Source organism: Rania fehmarnensis, from assembly GCF_056494185.1.
On record NZ_CM151398.1, the window covers coordinates 920,197 to 939,746 of the forward strand.

12 protein-coding genes and 1 other RNA gene are annotated in these 19,550 nt (G+C 54.4%); 5 read left to right on the top strand and 8 right to left on the bottom strand.

The window, feature by feature from the left end; translation table 11 throughout:
- Positions 1-114: 114 nt before the first annotated feature.
- From SH573x_RS02885 to SH573x_RS02895, 3 genes are read left to right on the top strand one after another with little or no spacing between them, the layout of a single operon-like run.
- Positions 115-2,133, top strand: coding sequence for a tetratricopeptide repeat protein (locus SH573x_RS02885; protein ID WP_479352808.1), 2,019 nt, complete (start codon positions 115-117; stop codon positions 2,131-2,133).
- Positions 2,134-2,163: 30 nt separating this feature from the next.
- Positions 2,164-2,736 carry a DUF2752 domain-containing protein gene (locus SH573x_RS02890; RefSeq protein ID WP_479352809.1) on the top strand — a complete coding sequence of 191 codons (573 nt, stop codon included), beginning with the start codon at positions 2,164-2,166 and terminating at the stop codon, positions 2,734-2,736.
- A gap of 56 nt (positions 2,737-2,792) precedes the next feature.
- Entirely contained in the window at positions 2,793-3,599 is an 807-nt protein-coding gene (locus SH573x_RS02895; protein WP_479352811.1) for an alpha/beta fold hydrolase, read from the top strand.
- A 304-nt stretch (positions 3,600-3,903) separates the two neighbouring features.
- Here SH573x_RS02895 and ffs read toward each other — a convergent pair.
- Together ffs and SH573x_RS02905 are read right to left on the bottom strand one after the other, a co-directional pair.
- An RNA gene (gene ffs, locus SH573x_RS02900) (signal recognition particle sRNA small type) lies at positions 3,904-3,998 on the bottom strand.
- Between the two features lie 66 nt (positions 3,999-4,064).
- Complete coding sequence (locus SH573x_RS02905; protein WP_479352813.1) at positions 4,065-5,561, bottom strand: hypothetical protein; 1,497 nt, start codon at positions 5,559-5,561, stop codon at positions 4,065-4,067.
- 98 nt (positions 5,562-5,659) lie between these two features.
- Here SH573x_RS02905 and SH573x_RS02910 point away from each other — a divergent pair, with 98 nt between their 5' ends.
- The gene (locus SH573x_RS02910; RefSeq protein WP_479352814.1) at positions 5,660-7,186 is read left to right on the top strand and encodes a bifunctional aminoglycoside phosphotransferase/ATP-binding protein; all 1,527 of its coding nucleotides are present in this window, start codon (positions 5,660-5,662) and stop codon (positions 7,184-7,186) included.
- Positions 7,187-7,438: 252 nt separating this feature from the next.
- Here the strand turns inward: SH573x_RS02910 and SH573x_RS02915 are convergent, their stop codons facing one another.
- From SH573x_RS02915 to SH573x_RS02935, 5 genes are all read right to left on the bottom strand, one after another.
- Positions 7,439-8,680 (bottom strand): NAD(P)/FAD-dependent oxidoreductase, encoded by a 1,242-nt coding sequence (locus tag SH573x_RS02915; RefSeq protein WP_479352816.1) that lies wholly within the window; start codon positions 8,678-8,680, stop codon positions 7,439-7,441.
- A 144-nt stretch (positions 8,681-8,824) separates the two neighbouring features.
- On the bottom strand, positions 8,825-11,701 hold the full coding sequence (locus SH573x_RS02920) for an ELWxxDGT repeat protein (RefSeq protein ID WP_479352817.1): 2,877 nt from the start codon (positions 11,699-11,701) through the stop codon (positions 8,825-8,827).
- A 499-nt stretch (positions 11,702-12,200) separates the two neighbouring features.
- Positions 12,201-12,857, bottom strand: a complete 657-nt coding sequence (locus SH573x_RS02925; RefSeq protein ID WP_479352818.1) for a helix-turn-helix domain-containing protein — start codon at positions 12,855-12,857, stop codon at positions 12,201-12,203.
- A 92-nt stretch (positions 12,858-12,949) separates the two neighbouring features.
- On the bottom strand, positions 12,950-15,475 hold the full coding sequence (locus SH573x_RS02930) for a serine/threonine protein kinase (RefSeq protein WP_479352819.1): 2,526 nt from the start codon (positions 15,473-15,475) through the stop codon (positions 12,950-12,952).
- Between the two features lie 10 nt (positions 15,476-15,485).
- Positions 15,486-16,076: an RNA polymerase sigma factor gene (locus SH573x_RS02935; RefSeq protein ID WP_479352820.1), complete on the bottom strand. Its 591-nt coding sequence runs from the start codon at positions 16,074-16,076 to the stop codon at positions 15,486-15,488.
- A 368-nt stretch (positions 16,077-16,444) separates the two neighbouring features.
- Between SH573x_RS02935 and SH573x_RS02940 the strand changes: the two genes are divergently transcribed.
- Positions 16,445-16,873 carry a rhodanese-like domain-containing protein gene (locus SH573x_RS02940; RefSeq protein ID WP_479352821.1) on the top strand — a complete coding sequence of 143 codons (429 nt, stop codon included), beginning with the start codon at positions 16,445-16,447 and terminating at the stop codon, positions 16,871-16,873.
- 64 nt (positions 16,874-16,937) lie between these two features.
- Here the strand turns inward: SH573x_RS02940 and SH573x_RS02945 are convergent, their stop codons facing one another.
- Positions 16,938-19,535 carry a serine/threonine protein kinase gene (locus tag SH573x_RS02945; protein WP_479352822.1) on the bottom strand — a complete coding sequence of 866 codons (2,598 nt, stop codon included), beginning with the start codon at positions 19,533-19,535 and terminating at the stop codon, positions 16,938-16,940.
- Positions 19,536-19,550: the final 15 nt, after the last annotated feature.

Consider the following 19,550-nt stretch of genomic DNA (forward strand, 5'->3'; position numbering starts at 1 on the left):
AGTACGTTGAAGTTACTGCCCACCGGTAACTACCACGCCCTTTAGAAACCAGGCAGGTCCAATGGCTGGGCCTGTCTGGTTTGCATCGCGCCATGCGTTGGGAAGGATCGATCGATGAGTTATCTTCGGCCCATCATGTTCAGCTTGGCGTTTGCCTGGCAGATGACTGCGATTATCGTTGCGGTTCAAGCCAGCCAGCTGGCGGGCAACTTAGCCGCCAACTCCGATTCCCCTGCAGCATCCACCCAAGCACAGATCAATGAGCTAATCGAGCAACTCGGTGACCGAAGTTTCATTAAACGCGAAGCAGCCAAGGTGGAACTTGAATCTTATGGGCTACTAGCTTTCGAAAGCTTGAGCGCTGCTGAAATGCATCCCAACGTCGAGATCGCTCATACTGCGACTTATCTACTGCAAAGTATGAAAGTCGTCTGGACCTTGCCGACCGATTCCTTCGATGTGCAACGCTTGTTGAAAGGCTACAACGACTACTCGGGCCGCAACAAGAACGATGCGTTGCAACGCTTGGCCAAGTTGGGCCGCTCCGATGGTTATTTGGCTCTGTTGCGTTTGGTGCGCTACGAAAAAGACGAACGGGTCTCGAAAAACGCGGCTCTGTACGTTATGGATGCTGCCGTCAATGCCAACAAGAATTCGGATGCTTCCAAAACATTAGAGGCCAACTCGAGCGATACTCGTAAACGTACTTCCAAAAATATTGACTGGCCGCAGTTAATCTCCAGTGGCCTGGGCGATAGCAATCGCAGTGGTGCCAAGTGGTTGCTCACGCTCAGCACGGAACTGCAGTCGGCAGGGGTCGAACTGGAGGCATGGCAGCAACACGTAATCCACGAACGCATGTTGCTCGAGAGCAATGCGAAGTCCAAAAACAGCCAATCTCAAACTGATGATCAAATTGTCAAGCAACTGTATCGTCTGATTGCGCAGTTGTTGGTCAGCGAGGGGCAGCGCAGCGAAGCTCTCGCCTTCTTCGAACCTTGCTTGGAGTTAGTTGCCAAAGACAAGTCGTCCGCCTTCAATGATATTCAGTGGATGCTCGAAGCCGGGCTACCCGAAGCCGTGCTGTCGCTCGATGCGCAGCGTCCCGATTTGCTGAAAGACCGTTCGCGCAATCGCTATCTATTAGCCGAGAGTTACTTGCGCGTTGGCCAAAAGCAAGAAGCCGATCGAGTGGCCCAAGAGGCGAGTGAATTGTCGGTCGTCCGCATAGGTAACAACGGAGCGGCTGCCATCAGTTCGGGCGATTCCGAAGCTCGATTCAGAGACGAAAATTTCGATTTTCTAGTCGAACGCAGCTTGTTCGATTGGGCAGAAGCCGAATTGTTGCGAGTGCTCGAAAAAGATGTTCGCAAAGGTGAATACTCAGCGGTGGCGGAATTACGGACACGCGACAAACTCAGCCGCTTTTATTGGGATGGGGGAGAGCCTGGAAAGGCCGCTCAGATTTGGTATCCCTTGCTTCAACGCGCCGGACTGCTGGAAGAAGCTAAACCAGCCGCTCCCGATAAAGACTTGCTGAGCGAAATGAACCTGCGCGGAGGTGGAGACGCCCAGTACATCGTTGAAGCGCCAAGTCGATACTATTACTATCTCGGGTTGGCCGCCATCCACGCCAAAGAATTGCCCAATGCACGCAAGTATTTAACGAAGGCTCTGCAGTTGGATAGCAGCAACCCAGATATCATCATTGCGATGCATCGAGCAGTGCAGGGCGATGAGGAGTTCAAGCAAGTTGTCAGCGAAGCTGTCGAACGCTTGGAGACTGTTTATCGCGACGAAATTGCCAGAGGCGAAAGCGATGTTGCTCAATCGGTCTCGCGTAACATTCGTCAGGATCATGAACGTCTGCTAGCCCAACAGCTCAATCAACTGGCTTGGCTGTTGGCCGGTACAGAACGTAAGTCGAGCGAAGCAATTCTGATGAGCCAGCGCTCATTAGTGCTGCAGCCTGACGAACCCATATACTTGGACACTCTGGCTCGTTGCTATTTTTCCGATAAACAACTCGATCGAGCAATTCAGTTGCAGCAACGCGCCATTGAAATGATGCCCTACGAACGTTCAATGCAACGCCAGTTGCGCGAATTTCAAGCCTTTCAATCGCCACAATAGTATTCCGTACCCTCTCTGCGCATCCCACCCATGCAACTAATCACTGCGCAGGTTCTGCCAGATACCCGAGCAACCGACACCCAAGCAATAGACGCCAACGCAGCCTCGGGGCAATCCGTTAGCGATAGCACGCTTGCCGGCCGTGGATGCCCCAGTGCTGAACCGCCGGTACTACGCCGCATGTGGATGGGTAACTCTGATCTAATTGCTGCGATCTGGCTAGCCGGCAGCTTGGCTTGTCTAGCACTGGCTGGCACGATGAGTATCGGCGATGATCGGCGTGTTTACTTGCCTGGCCTGGCAGAGCCGCTCCCGGAACTCTGCTGGATGTACAAGAATTTGCGAGTCGATTGTCCAGGTTGCGGGCTAACACGCACTTTCATTCATATGGCGCATGGGCGCCCAGGTGCAGCTCTTGGCACCAATCCCATCGGTGTGCTCATTTTTTTGTTCGCGTGCATGCACGTGCCGATGGGAATCGCACAAGTTGCCTTCCGCCAACGTGGGCGCTGGATCGAAAATTGGGGATTCGTCTGCGACTGGTGCGTGGCTGGCCTGCTGCTTGCACTGCTGGTGCAATGGGGTGTCAAGCTGGTAGTCTAGGTAGTGCATGCCTGATGATGCCAATGCTTGACCGACAAGTTGCAAGGTAAAAATCGATGAACGAACATCATGTCGAACTGGTTCTGCCCGATGAACACACAATTACTGTGCATGCTTGCGGCGAGGGCAAACCTATCATTCTGCTGCATGGCTTTCCGCTTGATGCTACGCTTTGGGAAAACTGCATCGAGCCACTTGTTGATCACGGATATCAAGTGCTGTGCCCAGATCTGAGGGGCTTTGGCAAATCGGGTACAGTTAAGCAGCCGCTTTCCATCGCTGACTTGGCGGTCGACATCGAGCATGTGCGCAGAGTGCTCGTGGGCCAAGAACCAATTGTTCTGGCAGGTTTGTCGCTGGGCGGCTACGTCGCTCTCGAGTATTGGCAGAAGTTCGGTGCGAACTTGAGCAAGCTGATCTTGTCCAATACGAAACCCGGCGGAGACACCGACGCAGCTAAACAGGGGCGCATGGAAATGGCCGAGAAAGCCCTAGCCGATTCCACCTGGGCTGCGGTATCGCCGATGCTCGAAAAGTTGTTAAGCCAACACGTGCGGCAAAACGATGGAGTCGTCACTCAACTAGTGAAGGACATGATGACGCGTGTGCCGCCCACGACCGTCGCGACCATACAGAAAGCCATGGCGGAGCGAGCCGACTTCACGCAGCGACTCAGCCAAATAGCAATTCCCACTTTGGTCATCACTGGTGAGCTCGATCCGATTTCACCACCCGAGGACAACCGTCTGTGGTCTGCCAAACTACCAAACGGTCGCCTGGCCATCATTGAAAACGCCGCTCACTTGCCGCCTCTAGAAGCACCCGCTGAGTTCAACCAGGTGCTGGTTAAGTTTCTGAGCTAGAGAAACTTCACGTTGTAGAGCGGCTGTCCCAGCCGCTCCGCACCCGGCAAGTCGCTCACCTGTAACACTTCGTCTATTGGTCGGACGAGACTGCGGTTAGAGGGTGCTGAGCAGCTGAGGACAGCTGCTCTACGCTCACCTGTAACGCTTCGTCTATTGGCTGGAATTTGGTCGGAAGAGACTGCGGTTAGAGGGTGCTGAGCAGCTGAGGACAGCTGCTCTACAACGTTGGACGGAAGAGACTGCGGTTAGAGGGTTCAGAGCAGCTGAGGACAGCTGCTCTACTAGATTCAAGATCGCGCTGCCTGTTAGAGGCCCTCGCACAAGAGTACCCCGCTTATGGCTGCTACACTTAAGTCCTGACCAGGTTCACGGCTCCCCCTCGCGAGAGCCACTGACAGGCAGCACGTTTGAATTACTTAGAGAATAACACAGCGACCACTTCTTGGATAGCGAGTTGCTCGTTTAACGCCGGTTGGGGCCCGAGCCGTTACCGCGTGGACGGTTACCACGAGGTGGTCCGCCACGATGCTCCGATCGACGATGATTTTCCATGTTGGCGCTGATGATCGCTTCGAGCGAATCAGCCCATGTTGGTATCTTGGGATGGCGATTGCCAGTGCCTGGTTCGCCCTCTAGTTCAATGGCCAGGCTGCTATCGACCTGGTCGTCCAGTTCATTGGTCACCGAAGCTTCGCGGCGTGGGGTGTCACCGGGAGCACGTGGTGGGCGTTCGCGTGGTGTGCGTTCGCGTGGTGGTCGACCTTCGCGTTCGCGCGAGCTGCGTGGTTCGCGGCGTGGATGTTCCAGTTCCAGATCCACATCATCGCCGGGGCGAGGTTCTCGAATAGCCCGAGCTGGTCGGCCTTCGCGTGGTTCGCGCGGTGGACGGGGTTCGCGTGGCTCTCGAACGGGTCGAGCCTCCATCGATTCATTGTCGCCAGCCGGCAGCGATCCTTCAGGCTGACGATCGCTGCGACCTCGACCTCGGCGTCGTCGACGACTTGATCGGCGTTCCGGTAGGGGTGCATCGGCATCAGGATCTGCAAGGTCGCGAGTCTCTAACTCGGGAGCAAAACTGGTAGGTTCCGTCCAGTCGTCGCTTTCGGCTTCCGACTGCATTAAATCTTCGACCCAGGGATCCGCATCGTCGATCGGGTCTTCACTGCGCGGAACTCGCGCGCGGGCTTCTCCTTCAGCATTGGGCTCGCGATCGCGTCTAGAACCGCCTCGCCGACGGCGTCGGCGACGGCGCGTGCCGGCTTCGCTGCTCTCTTCACTATCAGCACTCTCGGGAGCTGGCGTGAAGGTGTCAGACTGATCGTCGAGCGTGGGCGACTCAGCAATCGGCTGATCGTCGTCATCGGCCCAGCCCGATACGTCGTCGACCATGCGTCGCGGCGCGGGCTTATCCCAGGAAAGCTCTTGTCGCGGAGCGTTGCCAAATAGTTCGTCCAGCGCTGTGGGCTTGGCCGGCGCAGGCGGTGTCTTAAAAGAGCTTGATTCGCGAGGCTCACGTGGCGGGCGAGGCTCACGCACAGGGCGTGTTTCCCGCGGTTCGCGTTTCTCGAAACGCACCGGATTACTGGTGGGTGTTGGTGCTGGTGCAGCCAACGAGTCCGTTTCGCCAGGTGCTGCACTGGAGATTTCGGCAACCGGCTCGGGTGACGAAATGCCGAAGAAGCTAGTTAGCGTATCCCACGAAGACTTACGCTTGGTCTTGTCTTTCCGATCGCTCAAATTCACCTCGGGCTCGGGTGGGGGCGCCACATCTTCTGGCTCTGGTACATAAGCCACAGGTTGGGGGACAGTGGCCGGAAGCGTCGGTAGTGGTTCATCACTTGCTTGGCCAATTGGTTTTGGCGGTTCAGGGGCCGGAGTCCGGTCGCTTGACGGTGCATCAATTCCTGGGGCACCCAATTTGTTTGCTAACGATTTCCAATGATCGCCCATACCAGCCATTCCTAGATTTTCCTGTTTTTTATCGGTTTAGACACTGAGTATACCCCCAAACGGAGTCTCAGAATAGACTGCGCGTTATTTGTATGGGTGGTGCAGGGATGAATGAGAAATTTCAGATCGCGGCTCTACAGCGAGCCGCTGCGTTTGAGCACGAGGTCGGCCAGGGTGTCTCGCTGATCGAAACTCACATATCGTGGGTGCTACTGGCCGGGCCCTATGCTTACAAAATCAAGAAACCAGTCCGCAATAGCTTTCTGGATTACTCGACGCTCCAGCGCCGCCAGTTTTTCTGCGAACAAGAACTGCGCTTGAATCAGCGTTTCAGCCAAGACCTGTACATCGACGTGGTGCCCATCGTCTTAATTAACGGCCAACCGGTCGCAAAAATTTCTAGCCACCAGTCCGACCAACCATCGGCCGAACCTATCGAATATGCCGTTCGTATGCGGCGCTTTCCTGCCGATGCGGTGTTGGTCGAGCGCTTAGCCAATGGCCAGATTGATACCGCGCAAGTTCGTCAGCTCGCCGCTACCATCGTGGACTTTCATCAGCGAGCCACAAGGGCAGGGCTGGATACGCCCTTCGGTTCGCCACAGCGCGTACTGCAAGAAGCTCTCGACAACTTCGAGACTATTCATCAGCTCGACACTCATGTCGATAAAGCAGTGCTGAGCGAACTGCACGCCTGGACCACCAGCTTCTTTGAAGAGCATCGCGAGACGTTTCAAAGTCGAAAAGTACACGGCCACATTCGTGAGTGCCACGGCGATCTGCACCTGGGAAATATAGTGCACTGGAATGGTAGGCTGATGCCATTTGATGGAATTGAGTTTTGCGAAAGCTTTCACTGGATCGATACGATTAGCGATGTTGCGTTTACCACCATGGATTTTGGAGCTCAGAACCCACAAGCCTTGGGGCATAGCAGGTTGGGAAGTAGTTTCATCAATGCGTATCTGGAGTACAGCGGCGACTACTCAGCGGTTCAAGTGCTGCGATGGTATTTGATCTATCGCTGCCTGGTGCGCGCTAAGGTGGCTGCCTTGCGATCGGTGCAAACTTCTGCCAACACTACCGACCATCGTTCCGCAGAGCACTCAGCCGAATCACTATTAGATCTTGCCACGCGTTATGCGCGCATCCAACCAGAGTTCTCTTGTTTGTGGATAACTCATGGCGTTAGTGGTAGTGGCAAGACCACGGTCTCGGAGCAATTGCTCCAACAGCACAATCTGATTCGGCTCCGCGCCGATGTGGAACGCAAGCGAATGTATGCCGGATCGCCTAAAGAGTCGCTTTATGCGGCGGCCGCCACCCAGGCCACGTATGACCGCCTGGCAGATTTAGCAGGCGAGTGCTTGAAAGCTTCGTGGGGCGTTGTGGTCGATGCAACTTGCCTCATGCGGTGGCAGCGCAGAAAATTCATCGAGTTGGCCGAGCGCTTGCATGTACCCTGCAAGATCCTGTCACTGAACGCAGATCCGCAAGTTCTAGAGGCCCGCATTCGCGATCGCCTGGCCAACCAAACCGATGCCTCAGATGCCAACTTGGATGTACTTAAGTGGCAACTTGAAAACCTAGAACCGCTCGATGAGTACGAACGCACCTTAGTCGTTGTGGCATAGGCTTCCAGCCTGTGACTTGGATGTAGCCGATCTCGCCAGAGATTGGATGATGTAAACGTAGTGCGTCCAAAGTCTGGCGACTTCGGCTACGGCCTGTGACTGGATGTAGCCGATCTCGCCAGAGATTGGATGATGTAAACGTAGTGCGTCCAAAGTCTGGCGACTTCGGCTACGGCCTGCGACTGGATGTAGCCGATCTCGCCAGAGATTGGATGATGTAAACGTGGTGCGTCTAAAGTCTGGCGACTTCGGCTACAGAGCCAAATAGGCTTCGGCCGCTCGACGCCCGGAAACAAGTGCGCCTTCGATGGAAGCGTTGTCGCGATGATCACCGCAGACGATCAAACCATCCTCGAGCATCACTGGTCGTTCTGGCAGCGCTAGGGCTGGCGGACTCTGATCTGGCAAGGCGTAAGGAATCAAATAGGTCTTCAGATGTTGCCATGAACCAGCGACCTCGCCGAACCACTCACTCAGTTGTTGCACAACTTGTTCTCGCAGCTCTTGAGGATCATGGTTCACACCCAGCACAGTAACAGAGACCAGGCTGCGACCGGCAGGTCCATAGGACGTCGTCACGTTGGTCGGAACACACAAATTATTGATTGGTGCTTTACCTTCTCCATTGAGTACTAAGATTGGGCCATCCACCGGTGGCGAGTCAGCTGCAAAATACAAGCAACTTACTCCGCGCCCCGGTCGGCAGTTCACCGAGGGGACTAGCTGATCGGCTGCGGCACCGTCGACTGCCACCACAACTTGTTTGGCTCCGAACCGCTGGCCGCTGGCCAGCGTAACTTCAGTCGGCGTTACCTGCGTAACGGGGCTGTTCAGTTCAATCGAAAGCGGCGGCACGCCTGCAGCCAATTGCTGAGGTATGGCCTGCATGCCTTCGGCAGGCAAGCCACCTAAACCCATCGAAAACATCCGAAAGACAAAGTTCAGCATGCGACTGGAAGTCGATAACTCCGGGTCCAGAAACACCCCGCCTAGGAAAGGCTTGAAGAATCGATCAATCATACGTTCCGAGAAACCCATCTTTGTTAGCAACTCCAAAGTCGTAACTTCAGGGTCTAACATGCGCTGCTGATAGGTGCCGGCCAGCGAACGTGAACGCAATTGAGCCACGCGAATCTTGTCATTCAGCGAGCCAATAGGACTGGCAATAGCTTTCAGCGCGGCCAGCGGACGACGCCATGGATCGGCCAGTTCATAAAACTGGCCGCCGAAGCGAACCAGTGCGCCACTGGTGAATGAACGCAACTGCAACTGCTGAAGATTCAATACCGAATTGACTTCCGGATAACTGGAAAGCAGAATCTGGAAGCCGCGATCCAACCGGAATCCTTGCACTACATCCGTGCGCACCCGGCCTCCGATACCATCGGAAGCTTCAAATATCTTGAACGTCACATTACGCTGATGCAAATGTCGTGCACAAGCCAATCCGGCCAGTCCGGCTCCCACAATTATGACGTCAATCTGGCGATCCAAGACTTGAGCTCTCCATCGGGTAGCATAGGCGTCTCGCCATTATGTCCCGAATACCCATGAGAGCATAGGCCATTCCGAATCGCCGATGTGCTTAGCGTTTGCGTTTGTTTGTGCCAACCACTATCCTCGATTCCTGTTTGTGCCCTAATCCCGAATTGGATGTGTCCACGTGCTTAGAACCAGATCGGTGGCTGCAGCCTGCAGTTCAACGGACTTGAAGTTCACATCAATGGCGGACTCGCTTTCTCCTAGCAACGAGTTGGACTGAAACGCAGGAGGCATCTGAGCGAAAATTTCGCGGCCAATCGCACCACTTACAGCCGTTAGCAGGATGCGTCCAAACTGGGAGACAATCGAGCGGGGGGCTGAACTGCCTGGCCCTACATTGATGTCGGCTTCTAGTACCGTACCGCTGAACGTGCCATTGCTACTCCACAGCTCATCGCCAACGACTCCATTATTAGCTGAGAAATACAATCGTCCGCCGATGTTGGTAAGAGCCGTGGGATAGCTGCTGCCGATGCCAGGGAAAATATCTCTCACCAAAGTCGTTCCGGCCGGCGTGCCATCGGTTCTCCATAGTTCGGTGCCTTGGGATTCTGTCGTGGCGGTAAAGAACAACTTGCCACTGACATTAGTGAACTGGTACGGATGGGAGCTGCTCGAGCCGGAATTAATGTCCTTCACTAAAACGGTGGAGTTGGCCGTGCCCGTCGATTTCCACAGCTCAACGCCGCTGGTACTCGTCGCGGCAGAGAAGTAAACCGTATTGCCTAAAGCGGTCAATTCAAGCGGGTATGAGCCATAAGGTCCTGGCTCGATATTGGCGACCATCACTGTGTTGCTGGCCAGGCCGGTTGATGTCCACAACTCCCGACCGTTTACTGCATCGCTGGCTGCAAAGAAGATCCGCGAGCCAACTTTGGTAAATTCACTGGGGTACGATGAACCCGAACCAGCTTGAATATCTCGAACCATCACCGTAGTGGCGGAGGTACCGTTGCTTTTCCAAAGTTCTGTTCCATGGGTCCCATTGTTCGCAGCGAAATACAGCGTCGAACCTACCGCGAATAAATGATTGGGATACGAACCCAAGCTGCCCGCACGAATATTCTTGACCACAAGCGTTCCACTGCTGGTGCCATCCGTTTTCCAAAGCTCAGTACCACCACTGTCGGTGCGGGCGGAGAAGTAAATCACGCTGCCAATCGGTGTGAGATGCTGTGGATTGGATGACGACGAGCCCATCGCGATGTCTTTGACCAAGACCGTACCGGCCAGCGTGCCATCGCTCTTCCACAGTTCCGTACCGCTATTGCCGTCGTCAGCGGTGAAATAAAGTGTTCCGTTGACGTTGGTCAGATTCGTAATCCCGGGGTTAAACTCGGAGCTCACAAAGGCTTTCACCAGTGTCGTTCCACCCGAACCGCCGTCGGACTTCCAAAGTTCGATGTTCGAATTCCCGGATCCCTTGGCAACAAAATAAAAAGTCCCGTTTATATTGACCAGCGCCGAGTCGCTCTGATCGGCGACGCCATTGTCTGTCTCCACACCCGCAGTCGTGACGATGGTGGTACCTGCCGAGGTACCAGTGCTCAACCACAAGCGACTCGGATTGCCAGGCGCATTTTCGCGAGCCACAAACAGCAGTTTGCCATTAACGCTGGCAAGGGGACCAAAGTTATAGGAGTTGACGTTTGAGCCTTCACTGCCGGGAATAATGTCTCGTACGAGAACTGTTCCCGCCGCACTGCCCGAGCTCCTCCAGAGTTCATTGCCGTGTGTGCCGTCGTTGGCCCGAAAATAAACACTACTACCGATGACTTTCAGTTCATCCACGTAACTGCCACTGCTGCCTGGGCGAATGTCCTTAATGAGTATGGTGCCCGCTGCCGTGCCATTGCTGCGCCACAGCTCTCGACCCGTTGTCCCGGTCGCAGAAAAGTAGAGCAGTCCTCCGGTGGCAACCAGGCTGCGAGGGTTAGAGCTCAGCGTGCCTGGATTGATGTCGCGCACCATGACAGTATTGGCGGCAGTGCCATTGCTCTTCCACAGTTCGACGCCCTCCGCGCCATTGGTAGCCGAGAAGTACAGCGTGTTACCTAAGGCAAACATGTTGTCGATGCTCGACCCATTAATGCCCGGCGCAATATCTTTTACGAAAGATGTCGTCGCACTGGTACCGTTGGACTTCCACAATTCTTCGCCTTTGCCATTGGAGATTGCAGCAAAGTACAGCGTGCCATTGACGTTGGTCAGCTTACGCGGATTGGATGAAGCAGCCCCTACAATGATGTCACGCACCAACACAGTGGTTGCCGAGGTGCCATTGCTTTTGAAAAGCTCGCGGCCTGCACTGGTCTCTGCCGAGAAGTACAACGTATTACCGACCGCAGTCAGAGCCTGTGGGTACGCCGACCCAGGCCCCGGCCACAGGTCTTTCACAGCTATAGTGCCCGCGGAGGTGCCGTCGCTCTTCCACAGCTCAAACCCCAGGCTCGATCGGTAAGCCGAGAAATATAAAGTTCCAGCAACATTGACTAAGTTGAATGGATAGGAGCTCTGCCGACCAGGTTCGATGTCCTTGACCATCACCGTGCCGGTAGTCGTGCCATCGCTCTTCCAGAGCTCGCTACCGGCGGGACCTTGAACTGCGAAAAACAAGGTACTATTAACCAAGGTGAGCGAATGGGGTTCTCCATAGGCTGAGGCTGAGAAGTCTCGCACCAGCACAGTGCCAGCATTGGTGCCATCGGTTTTCCAGAGCCCAAATCGATTTTCAGTACCACCACTGAAATACGTCACCGCACCCACCGTGGCTTCGCTGCTCAGATAGAACGAGGCTGTTTGGGTGTTGATGTCTGTAACCGGGTTGAAGTCGATGGCCAGCAGGTGCCGAGACTCGAGTTGCTCGAGCTGCACAGTGCGTCGAGCAAGAGTATCAAGCTGAGCGAACCAGCGTTTTCGAGAAATGTGCGCAGCCTGGCGCACACGACCGCTCGGGCAACGGACTTTCAGCATTGCGAACTCCACACAGTAGCAGCGTCATCGATGAATTGAGTCGTTCAGTGAGATCCGCTAGAGCTATTTCTAAATCAAGCACACCCCTGGGTCAACTATCCCACCCGCCTAAAGGGCGGGGCAAAAGCCGGCTAATGCATTCGGCGCTTTTAAGTATCGAAGGCAAAAGGACTTCAGGTGGCACTGGCAATGCGCAGCATAGCCAGTGCATGGAACGAAGTGGGGCGGGCCCTGTCACCGGACCAATGGCAGCGAAGTTTTGGATACAGAAGCGTGCGGGCTGAAAGCATACGATGGGTGAGGGGTACTCACCGTCGCCTCCAGCTGCACTGACGATATGAAATCTTGGGCTCCCAAGAATCTCGGGCGGTTCGCTTCCATCATTTCTAGACACTCGGCTCAATTCTGGCAAGGTTTTGCGGCGGCACGTTAGCGGCACGATTGCCATGAACCCCACTGTTAGCGGTTGGTTAGTCCGCTGGTTAAGCGAGCAAGTCAGTTAAGCCGAAGAGGATCGCTTGGCCAAGTTCTCTTCCGCTTTGCGTTTGCTCTCAGCGGCGCCTTGCGTGTCATAGTCATCGTCGATGTGCACAATCAACCCATCGCGAAACCTGAAATGCATGTTAATGCGCACTGGACCACACAGTTGATCGCCCATGTAGCCCGATTCCAGGTACCGCAGAATCACAGCTTCTTCGGCGACAGCATAGGTCACGTCGGTAGACGGCAGGCGGCGGAAGACACTACAGTAAATTGCAAAGAACTGCTGTAGACCCTCGACGCCATGCCAGGTGCCGATGAAGGGCGCCACGCTTGGATCACCGGGACATACGAAAACAAAATCGTCAGCTAAGTACTCTCGAACGTGGTCGATCATGTCAGCCCCGTACGTATCGAATGCGTAAAGAAACTTCTCGACGATGGCTTTGTGATCTAGCATCAATTGTTTGGGCGAGACAATACTTTCGGCTTGCGATAAAGCCTCGGCCAGCGCGTTGATCGTTTCCAGATCCAGATTGTTGCCGCTTTCAGCTTTGCGAATCAAACGTACCGAGTACCCCGAACGCCTGGCCAGTTCCGCTTGAGTCCAACCACGCTGAGTGCGCAACTGTTTCAAAAGCACTGAATTGATAGGAATCGATCGACTAGTGGGCATCGTTTAACTCGTGCGGACGTATCGCGTTAACTTGATTCATCATAACCTGAGAGGCCCAACTATCGAAAGCCAAAATTGCAGTATGCGGTTTGTCACTGGCCACTGGCTGACAGACGTCTTTCGAGATCCATAATCAGCTTGGCATTTTGTTCGGGGCGCTGGCGAGCATACATCAGGGCTTCGTTGTACACTTCTCGAGCCTTGGCAGCATCGAGAGGTTCCCACAAGTTTCCATACTGTATGAGCCCGTCGACATGAGCCGGGCAGCTTCGCAGGGCGCGGTTGGAGCGCGCTAGCTCGCGGATTTTGGAAATCATGGCTTCACTCTTGTCGGCGGCTTGCATTTCACCATAGAGGCTGGCCATGTTCCACATGTGCAAAATAAAGATAGGCTGCGAAGGTCCGAGATGGGACTGCATTAATTCATAAATCTGGGTGTACAGTGCATCCGCCTCTTCATACTTCTTAGCTTTGCGCAGCAGTTCAGCTTTCAGATAGTCCATATGGACTTTACCGACCATATTCTCTGAGGTCGTGTGGTTGAAGATCTCGGCAGCTTCATTGGCAGCCGTCTCGTCGAAGTGTTCGTTGTAGCCCGCAGCCTGAACAGCGGCCAGGCCAACCAGCGCTAATCCGATACCTCTATCATTCTTGGGCAGGAGCTCCCGCCTCGTTTTCAGCACGCGCTGGAATAACGCGGTCGCTTCTTCTACGATCTTGGAATCATACTGTGGTAAATCGATACCCATTGGCTGATGGAACAGTAACCAGGCAAGATGATATTGGGCTTCGGATATCGCCAGAGCATTAATCGGTGTGAGTCGTTCACGAACGGAGATTACGTGTCGGTAGAGCTTTTCGGCCTGGGCGTAGTTGCCCAAGTCATGTTCCAAGCGAGCCATATGGAAAGCCACCTCACAAGCTTGCGTCGACTCACGTGGGAAATGTTCATAGGTCACCGACCAGCACTCATCCAGTGTGAGTCTTGACTTTTCATACTCAGCCAAGCCTCGATAGGAGTTGCCGATCGAAGCCAGCAACTGCACTCGCAGTTCGGGATTATCGAGCAAGTGAGTCTGGATCAGTTGGTGGCCGTTGTCGAGCATCCGCCGCAAGGTGATGCCGGCCAAGCGTGGTCCGGCAGTTTGAAAGCCGGGCGCGTCATAGGCGATCGGATCGGCGGATTGAAAGGTCTTGGCTAAATAGTCGGCCACTTTATGGGATGCATCGTCACGAGCTTGAGCAATTGCTTCGGCGGCGCGCTTTTGAGATTGTAATTTCGATAACTGCCAAGAGGCCAGGCTGACCACCACAGGCAATACCACCGCGATCGCTGTCGTGGCTGCCACCAACCTTTGATGTTGACGGAACTTCCGTCTCAGTCGATCGGACCACGCAGAACGCATGGCCCTGATTGGTTGATCAGCCAAGTAGTTTTCAACATCGGCCACCAGTTCAAGCGCGGTGCTGTAGCGATCCTCAGGCCTGAGTGACAGGGCTAAGTGGCAGATGGCCACCAGTTCTTTAGGCATACGTGGATCCATCTTTCCCAACCGCGGGTAGGCACAGCTCCGGGCCAGTGCAGTCGCTTCTGCCGTCGTGGGAGCATAGAAGGGGCCATGGCCACATAAGATGGCGTATAGCACGGCTCCCAGGCCAAAGATGTCGGTGGCCGGTCCAAGTTCATGAGTCAGACCATTGGCCTGCTCGGGGCTCATGTAAGCCGGAGTACCCAGCATGTCACCTGTGACAGTATGCAGGGGATACTCTTCGAGCGCGTCGCCGTTAGGGAGCGTGGAAGTCGCCAGGGCCGTTTCGTCTGCATGATGAGCGCCATCGCGCTTGGCCATGCCCCAGTCCAGAACTATCGTTTCGCCAAAAGGCCCCAGCATGATATTTTCAGGTTTTAGATCCCGATGAATGACTCCTCGCGAATGCGCATAAGCGATCGTGCGGCTAGCGGTGATAAAACAGCCCAGCAACCGGCGCAATTCGGCATGATATTGGTCCGGTGTTCTTTCATGACTATGAAGACTCTGGATCTGTTGCTTCAGCGTCGCTCCCTCGATCAGACGCATGCTGTACCAAGGCAATCCATCGGAGGCACTACCTCGGGCATGAATAGGGATAATGCCTGGGTGCTCCAGGCAACTGATAATTTCAGCTTCTTGCAAGAACCAACGCAATGCGCGTGCGTCATGCTGCCAGCGTCGATTCAGTCGCTTGATAACGACGCATCGGCCCAGTGGTCGATCATCAGCGACGAAGATATCGCCCAGCCCGCCTTGTGTTAAGCGACGCAGGTTCGCATAGCGGGCTGTGACCTCCAAATTCAAATCAAGTTCGCTGATTGCCTCGCCACGTGCCATCGCTGACACACCAACGGTAGGCGTGGAGGCCTGGCGAAATTCCTGATCGATGGCGTCAAGCTCATTGGCTATGAGCAGCTTGAGCGTATCGTCAACATCAGGAATGTAAGCCTGAAGCTCAGGAGGCGGGGACTGATGCCAGGCGATTTCGAACTGGGTGACGCACTGTTCGAAGACTGAACGCTGCTCGGCAGACAAGTTGGATAGTTGCTGCCGGGAAACGGAGAATCGCGATTGAACGTCTGGCATAGGCTATCACTTAATAAGCACGTTGAGGCATGAAAACCCTTGATTCCTTAGAATCATATTCGCATTCCGCGAGTATCGACTGCAAAACATCCTTGGCATCGGCGATGACTCGAGCCACGGTACGACGACTGCTTCGACACTTCTGGGCAATATCCAGCAACTCAAAGCCCTGAATGCGGAGCAAGAGCATTTCTTGCTGCCGGCTGGGAAAGCGGCTCATCAACGTCTCGATCAAGTCGGTGACCGCAATGACTTCTTCAGGTCCAGGTTCGCTTTCTACAAATTCATGGGAGCGAAGCTGACCATTTTGCAGGTTGCCCTGCGTCTCACGTCCCACATTTCGCTTGTCAGCTCGAAAAAGGTCATCCCATTTATTGCATTTGCGAATGGCGATAATCAATAAGAGAGCCCAAACGCCATCAGCGTCAGCGTCGTCGAATCGATATTCGTGCAAACGGCGGAAAAAGCTTTTGAAGGCGGATTGTACGACATCTTCGGGCGAAACCTTGGAACGCAAATCTGCGGCCAGTCGCACTTCAGCAACTCGCTGAAGTCGCGCGGCATACTTGCGAAATATGTCGCTCGCAAACAGTTCGTTCATTTCCAGCCGCGCAGTCAGGTGAATCCGCCAATCACTGTCTTGTGGATTTCTATGATACCGCCTCTTGGGTGCTGGTCGCAATATTTTTGAATCTATTCATGCATGTAATTAGCCGTTTGGAATTTTACAAAAATTTGGCACTCCGGCCGCAGTTTTTCCCATGGCACTCGCAACCGCTGCAATCCCTACTTCTCTCTGTTGCTGCCGCCAATCGAACTTGGCTGGGGCCACCGTTGATAGGTAGTTCGGCTGATGAATTGACGGATCGCAACAGCGACGAGTCTCCGAACGGTATATAATCGAAGGTCCGGTTGCCTCGATCAACACAAGATTGAGGTCCATACTTCGCCTACCTCACGGAGAATCTGATGTTACGTTTAAGCCTGGTAAGCTTGGCTGTTGGCATGCTCGTATTTAGTTCGATAGCCAGTGCAGTGGATATCACCCATACCAAGGATGACCTCGATACGGTTAAAGCCAAGGTCGCTGAGAAGAAGGCCGTCATCGTCGATGTTCGCAGTGAAGATGAATGGAAAGAGGGCCACGTCAAAGGCGCTATTCACTTTCCGATCGCTGATCTTCAAGGCCAGGTCGACCAAGAGAAACTGAAAACCAAAATGCCGAAAGACAAGATCGTCTACACCTACTGTGCCGTCGGTGGGCGATCGCTGAAAGCCGGCAAGATCCTCAAGGAATTGGGTTACGATGTCCGCCCGCTAAAGCCCGGCTTTGAAGCGATAGCCAAGGCCGGCTTCGAAACAGAGGTCAAACGCGAAGCAGAACCCAGTGGCAAATAAATCGTAGCGGAGTGCGTCAAGCATTTCGAAACTCGTGACGACTTCCGCTGCGACTGTCATCTGCTCACTGGAAAATGGTTTCCCAGTTGATGGAACTCGCGATAGGCTTTAGATCGGAGTCGCTGCGTGCGTGAGCTTGTTGCGAGGGCGACTTGAAATAACCTTGTTCACCTAACTGAGTTAAGATGTCGATAGCTCGCTGGGTAAAGCGTTCCTTCTCAGCGGGCGCGTAGAGGGTGGCCTGACTGTAGGCACAGGCGGCGTTATAGATTATATCGCTGGAGCGATTTGTCTCCGGCGACAGCTTGATCATGGCCTCTGCCTCTTGCTCGAAGCCGTCGAGTTTGCCTTCGCGAACGCGCTGCACCAAGGCCAGGCTGCGCTGGCCGAATTGCAGCGATTGTAACCAACCCTGTTCGGGATGCTCTTTCAGTAATTTGTCCAACTCGACTGCGGACAGGCGGTCGTTCTGCTTGACGGCCTCTTCATCACCCAGGGCCGTATATCCGGTTGTCTTGGCACGCAGCGCTTGCAGCAACTGCATCTTGTAGACATATGCACTCGGATGCAAGGTGATCAGCACATTTAGTTCAGCGATCCCTTGATCGATTAACTCAATGCCTTTAGTGGCTGATGCCTGGCCTTGTAACACGTGGCAAAGTCCCAGATTGATCAGACTGATGGCGCGTACATGCAAATAGTGGTAGGCACGTCGTGCATCCGGAGCGGTTTGATCTTTGATTTGGTCCAGCAACGCGACGGCTTCTGTGTAGTTCTCAGTTGCTGCGGCCACTTGGGAATTGTTCAAGGCGTAGGCGGCATTTACATTGAGGGCAAAGGCCAGCACCAGGCGCTCGACCATAGGCGCTTCGGGATGCGTGTTCAGTTGTCGAGCTCGCTGCATTATCTCTGGTATCAACTGCTGACCGGTCGCTTTAATTTGAGGTGGACCGGAGAGTAAGAAGTAGGCGTAATTGCTCAGGCCTTCGACGGTCAAGATTTTAAAGTCGCGATTGTCGGGCGCTTGATCGCTTACCTGGCGGCATAACTCAACTGACTTGCCAATCTGCTGAAAGCCATCAGCCGTTTTGCCACTGAATGCTTGGATGGTTCCTTGTAACGATAGGACTGCGGCCTTGCACGCCACGTATTTAAGGTTGTCCGGCTCTTCTTGGCTCAAGCCCTCGCACAGTTCAATAGCCTTATTGCATGCGTCTTTGGCTCTCGTCAAATCATTCAAGATGAACATGGCTCCAGCCACCTGTTCGTGAGCTTTAGCCGCTTCCCAGCGCACGATTGGCGAATCGCTCGAATCGGCGATCAGCCCGTTATAAAACGCGATGGCGTCATCCATGATCTGCTGACGCTCGACCTGCAACGCTGGGTTCATGGCCCAACTTTGACTGGCCACTCGGGCCATAACTTTATCGATGGCCTCAACTGCCCGAGCGAGTCGCGACTGGGCCAGCTTGCGCTGAGTATCGGCATCAACTTGGGCGGCGAGTGCCAGATCGCGTTGCTCTTTTAAGTAGCTATTACTGGTAATCAGAATGCTAACAATCGACGCTATCGCCAACGCGACTACGACGGCTGAGGTGCTGATAGCCGGGTGCTTACGAATCCAGCGCCAAACACGTTCGCCCAGTGCCGTGGGTCGTGCCAGGATTGGGTCACCACGCAGCCAACGTTCCAGGTCAGCTGCAAACTCACTGGAGGTCGCATATCGCTTGTTGGGATCTTTCTGTAAACACTTACTGCAAATGGTCTCCAGGTCGGCAGGCACGCTAGGATTCAACTGCCGTACTGGAACAGGATCTTGGTGAATCACCTGCAGGATCGTCTCCATCGGAGAAGACGATTGAAATGGCGGTCTGCCAGTCAACGTGCGATAGAGAATGGCACCTAACGAATAGATGTCAGCTGAAGCACCGATCGTACCGCTGCTCCCGCTGGCTTGTTCCGGAGGCATGTAACTGGGAGTACCCAGAATCTGACCTGTGCCAGTCAGTTCCGAACTCGAACCCAACTGTTTGGCCAGGCCGAAGTCCGAGACTTTGGGAATCCACTCGCCGCCAGCCGCGACAATCAAGCCGCTGGGACCGCGGGCCGTGGAATGATCCGAGGCTACTTGCGACTGGGCACTTGAGCCGGACCGCGGGCTCGTTTGTGCTTGAGCCAACAAGATATTGGCAGGTTTCAAGTCGCGATGAATGATGCCACGATCATGTGCATACTGAATGGCATCTGCCACGCGAACCATCAACTGAGCAGCTTGTTTGGGCGGCAAAGTGTTGTCAGCAAGCAGTTGATCAAGACTGCCGCCATCGACAAAGCCCATCGAAAAGAAGTGCTGGCCGTCCACTTGTCCAATTTCATAAATCGGCACAATGTTCGGATGTTCCAAACCCGCAGCTGCTTCTGCTTCAACATAGAATCGTTTGATGTCCTCTTCGCCCGCTAGCTTGCCACTGAGAATCATCTTGAGGGCAACGGTGCGATTGAGACTGACTTGCCGCGCCTTGTAAACGACACCCATGCCACCTCGGGCCAGTTCGGCCACGATCTCATAATCACCAAAGCTAGCCTGCTTAGGCGCTAAAACGCTGTGGGATGTGGGCTGAGTGTTACCTAAATCCAGAGTCTCTTCGTTCGGCCCGGGCATGTAGCGATCTCTTTA

Excerpts from the sequence above, each read along its gene's own strand:
- SH573x_RS02920 (WP_479352817.1), bottom strand. The coding sequence starts at position 11,701 with ATGCTGAAAGTCCGTTGCCCGAGCGGTCGTGTGCGCCAGGCTGCGCAC.
- SH573x_RS02940 (WP_479352821.1), top strand. The coding sequence starts at position 16,445 with ATGTTACGTTTAAGCCTGGTAAGCTTGGCTGTTGGCATGCTCGTATTT.
- SH573x_RS02910 (WP_479352814.1), top strand. The coding sequence starts at position 5,660 with ATGAATGAGAAATTTCAGATCGCGGCTCTACAGCGAGCCGCTGCGTTT.
- SH573x_RS02945 (WP_479352822.1), bottom strand. The coding sequence starts at position 19,535 with ATGCCCGGGCCGAACGAAGAGACTCTGGATTTAGGTAACACTCAGCCC.
- SH573x_RS02905 (WP_479352813.1), bottom strand. The coding sequence starts at position 5,561 with ATGGCTGGTATGGGCGATCATTGGAAATCGTTAGCAAACAAATTGGGT.
- SH573x_RS02930 (WP_479352819.1), bottom strand. The coding sequence starts at position 15,475 with ATGCCAGACGTTCAATCGCGATTCTCCGTTTCCCGGCAGCAACTATCC.
- SH573x_RS02890 (WP_479352809.1), top strand. The coding sequence starts at position 2,164 with ATGCAACTAATCACTGCGCAGGTTCTGCCAGATACCCGAGCAACCGAC.
- SH573x_RS02925 (WP_479352818.1), bottom strand. The coding sequence starts at position 12,857 with ATGCCCACTAGTCGATCGATTCCTATCAATTCAGTGCTTTTGAAACAG.
- SH573x_RS02895 (WP_479352811.1), top strand. The coding sequence starts at position 2,793 with ATGAACGAACATCATGTCGAACTGGTTCTGCCCGATGAACACACAATT.
- SH573x_RS02935 (WP_479352820.1), bottom strand. The coding sequence starts at position 16,076 with ATGAACGAACTGTTTGCGAGCGACATATTTCGCAAGTATGCCGCGCGA.
- SH573x_RS02885 (WP_479352808.1), top strand. The coding sequence starts at position 115 with ATGAGTTATCTTCGGCCCATCATGTTCAGCTTGGCGTTTGCCTGGCAG.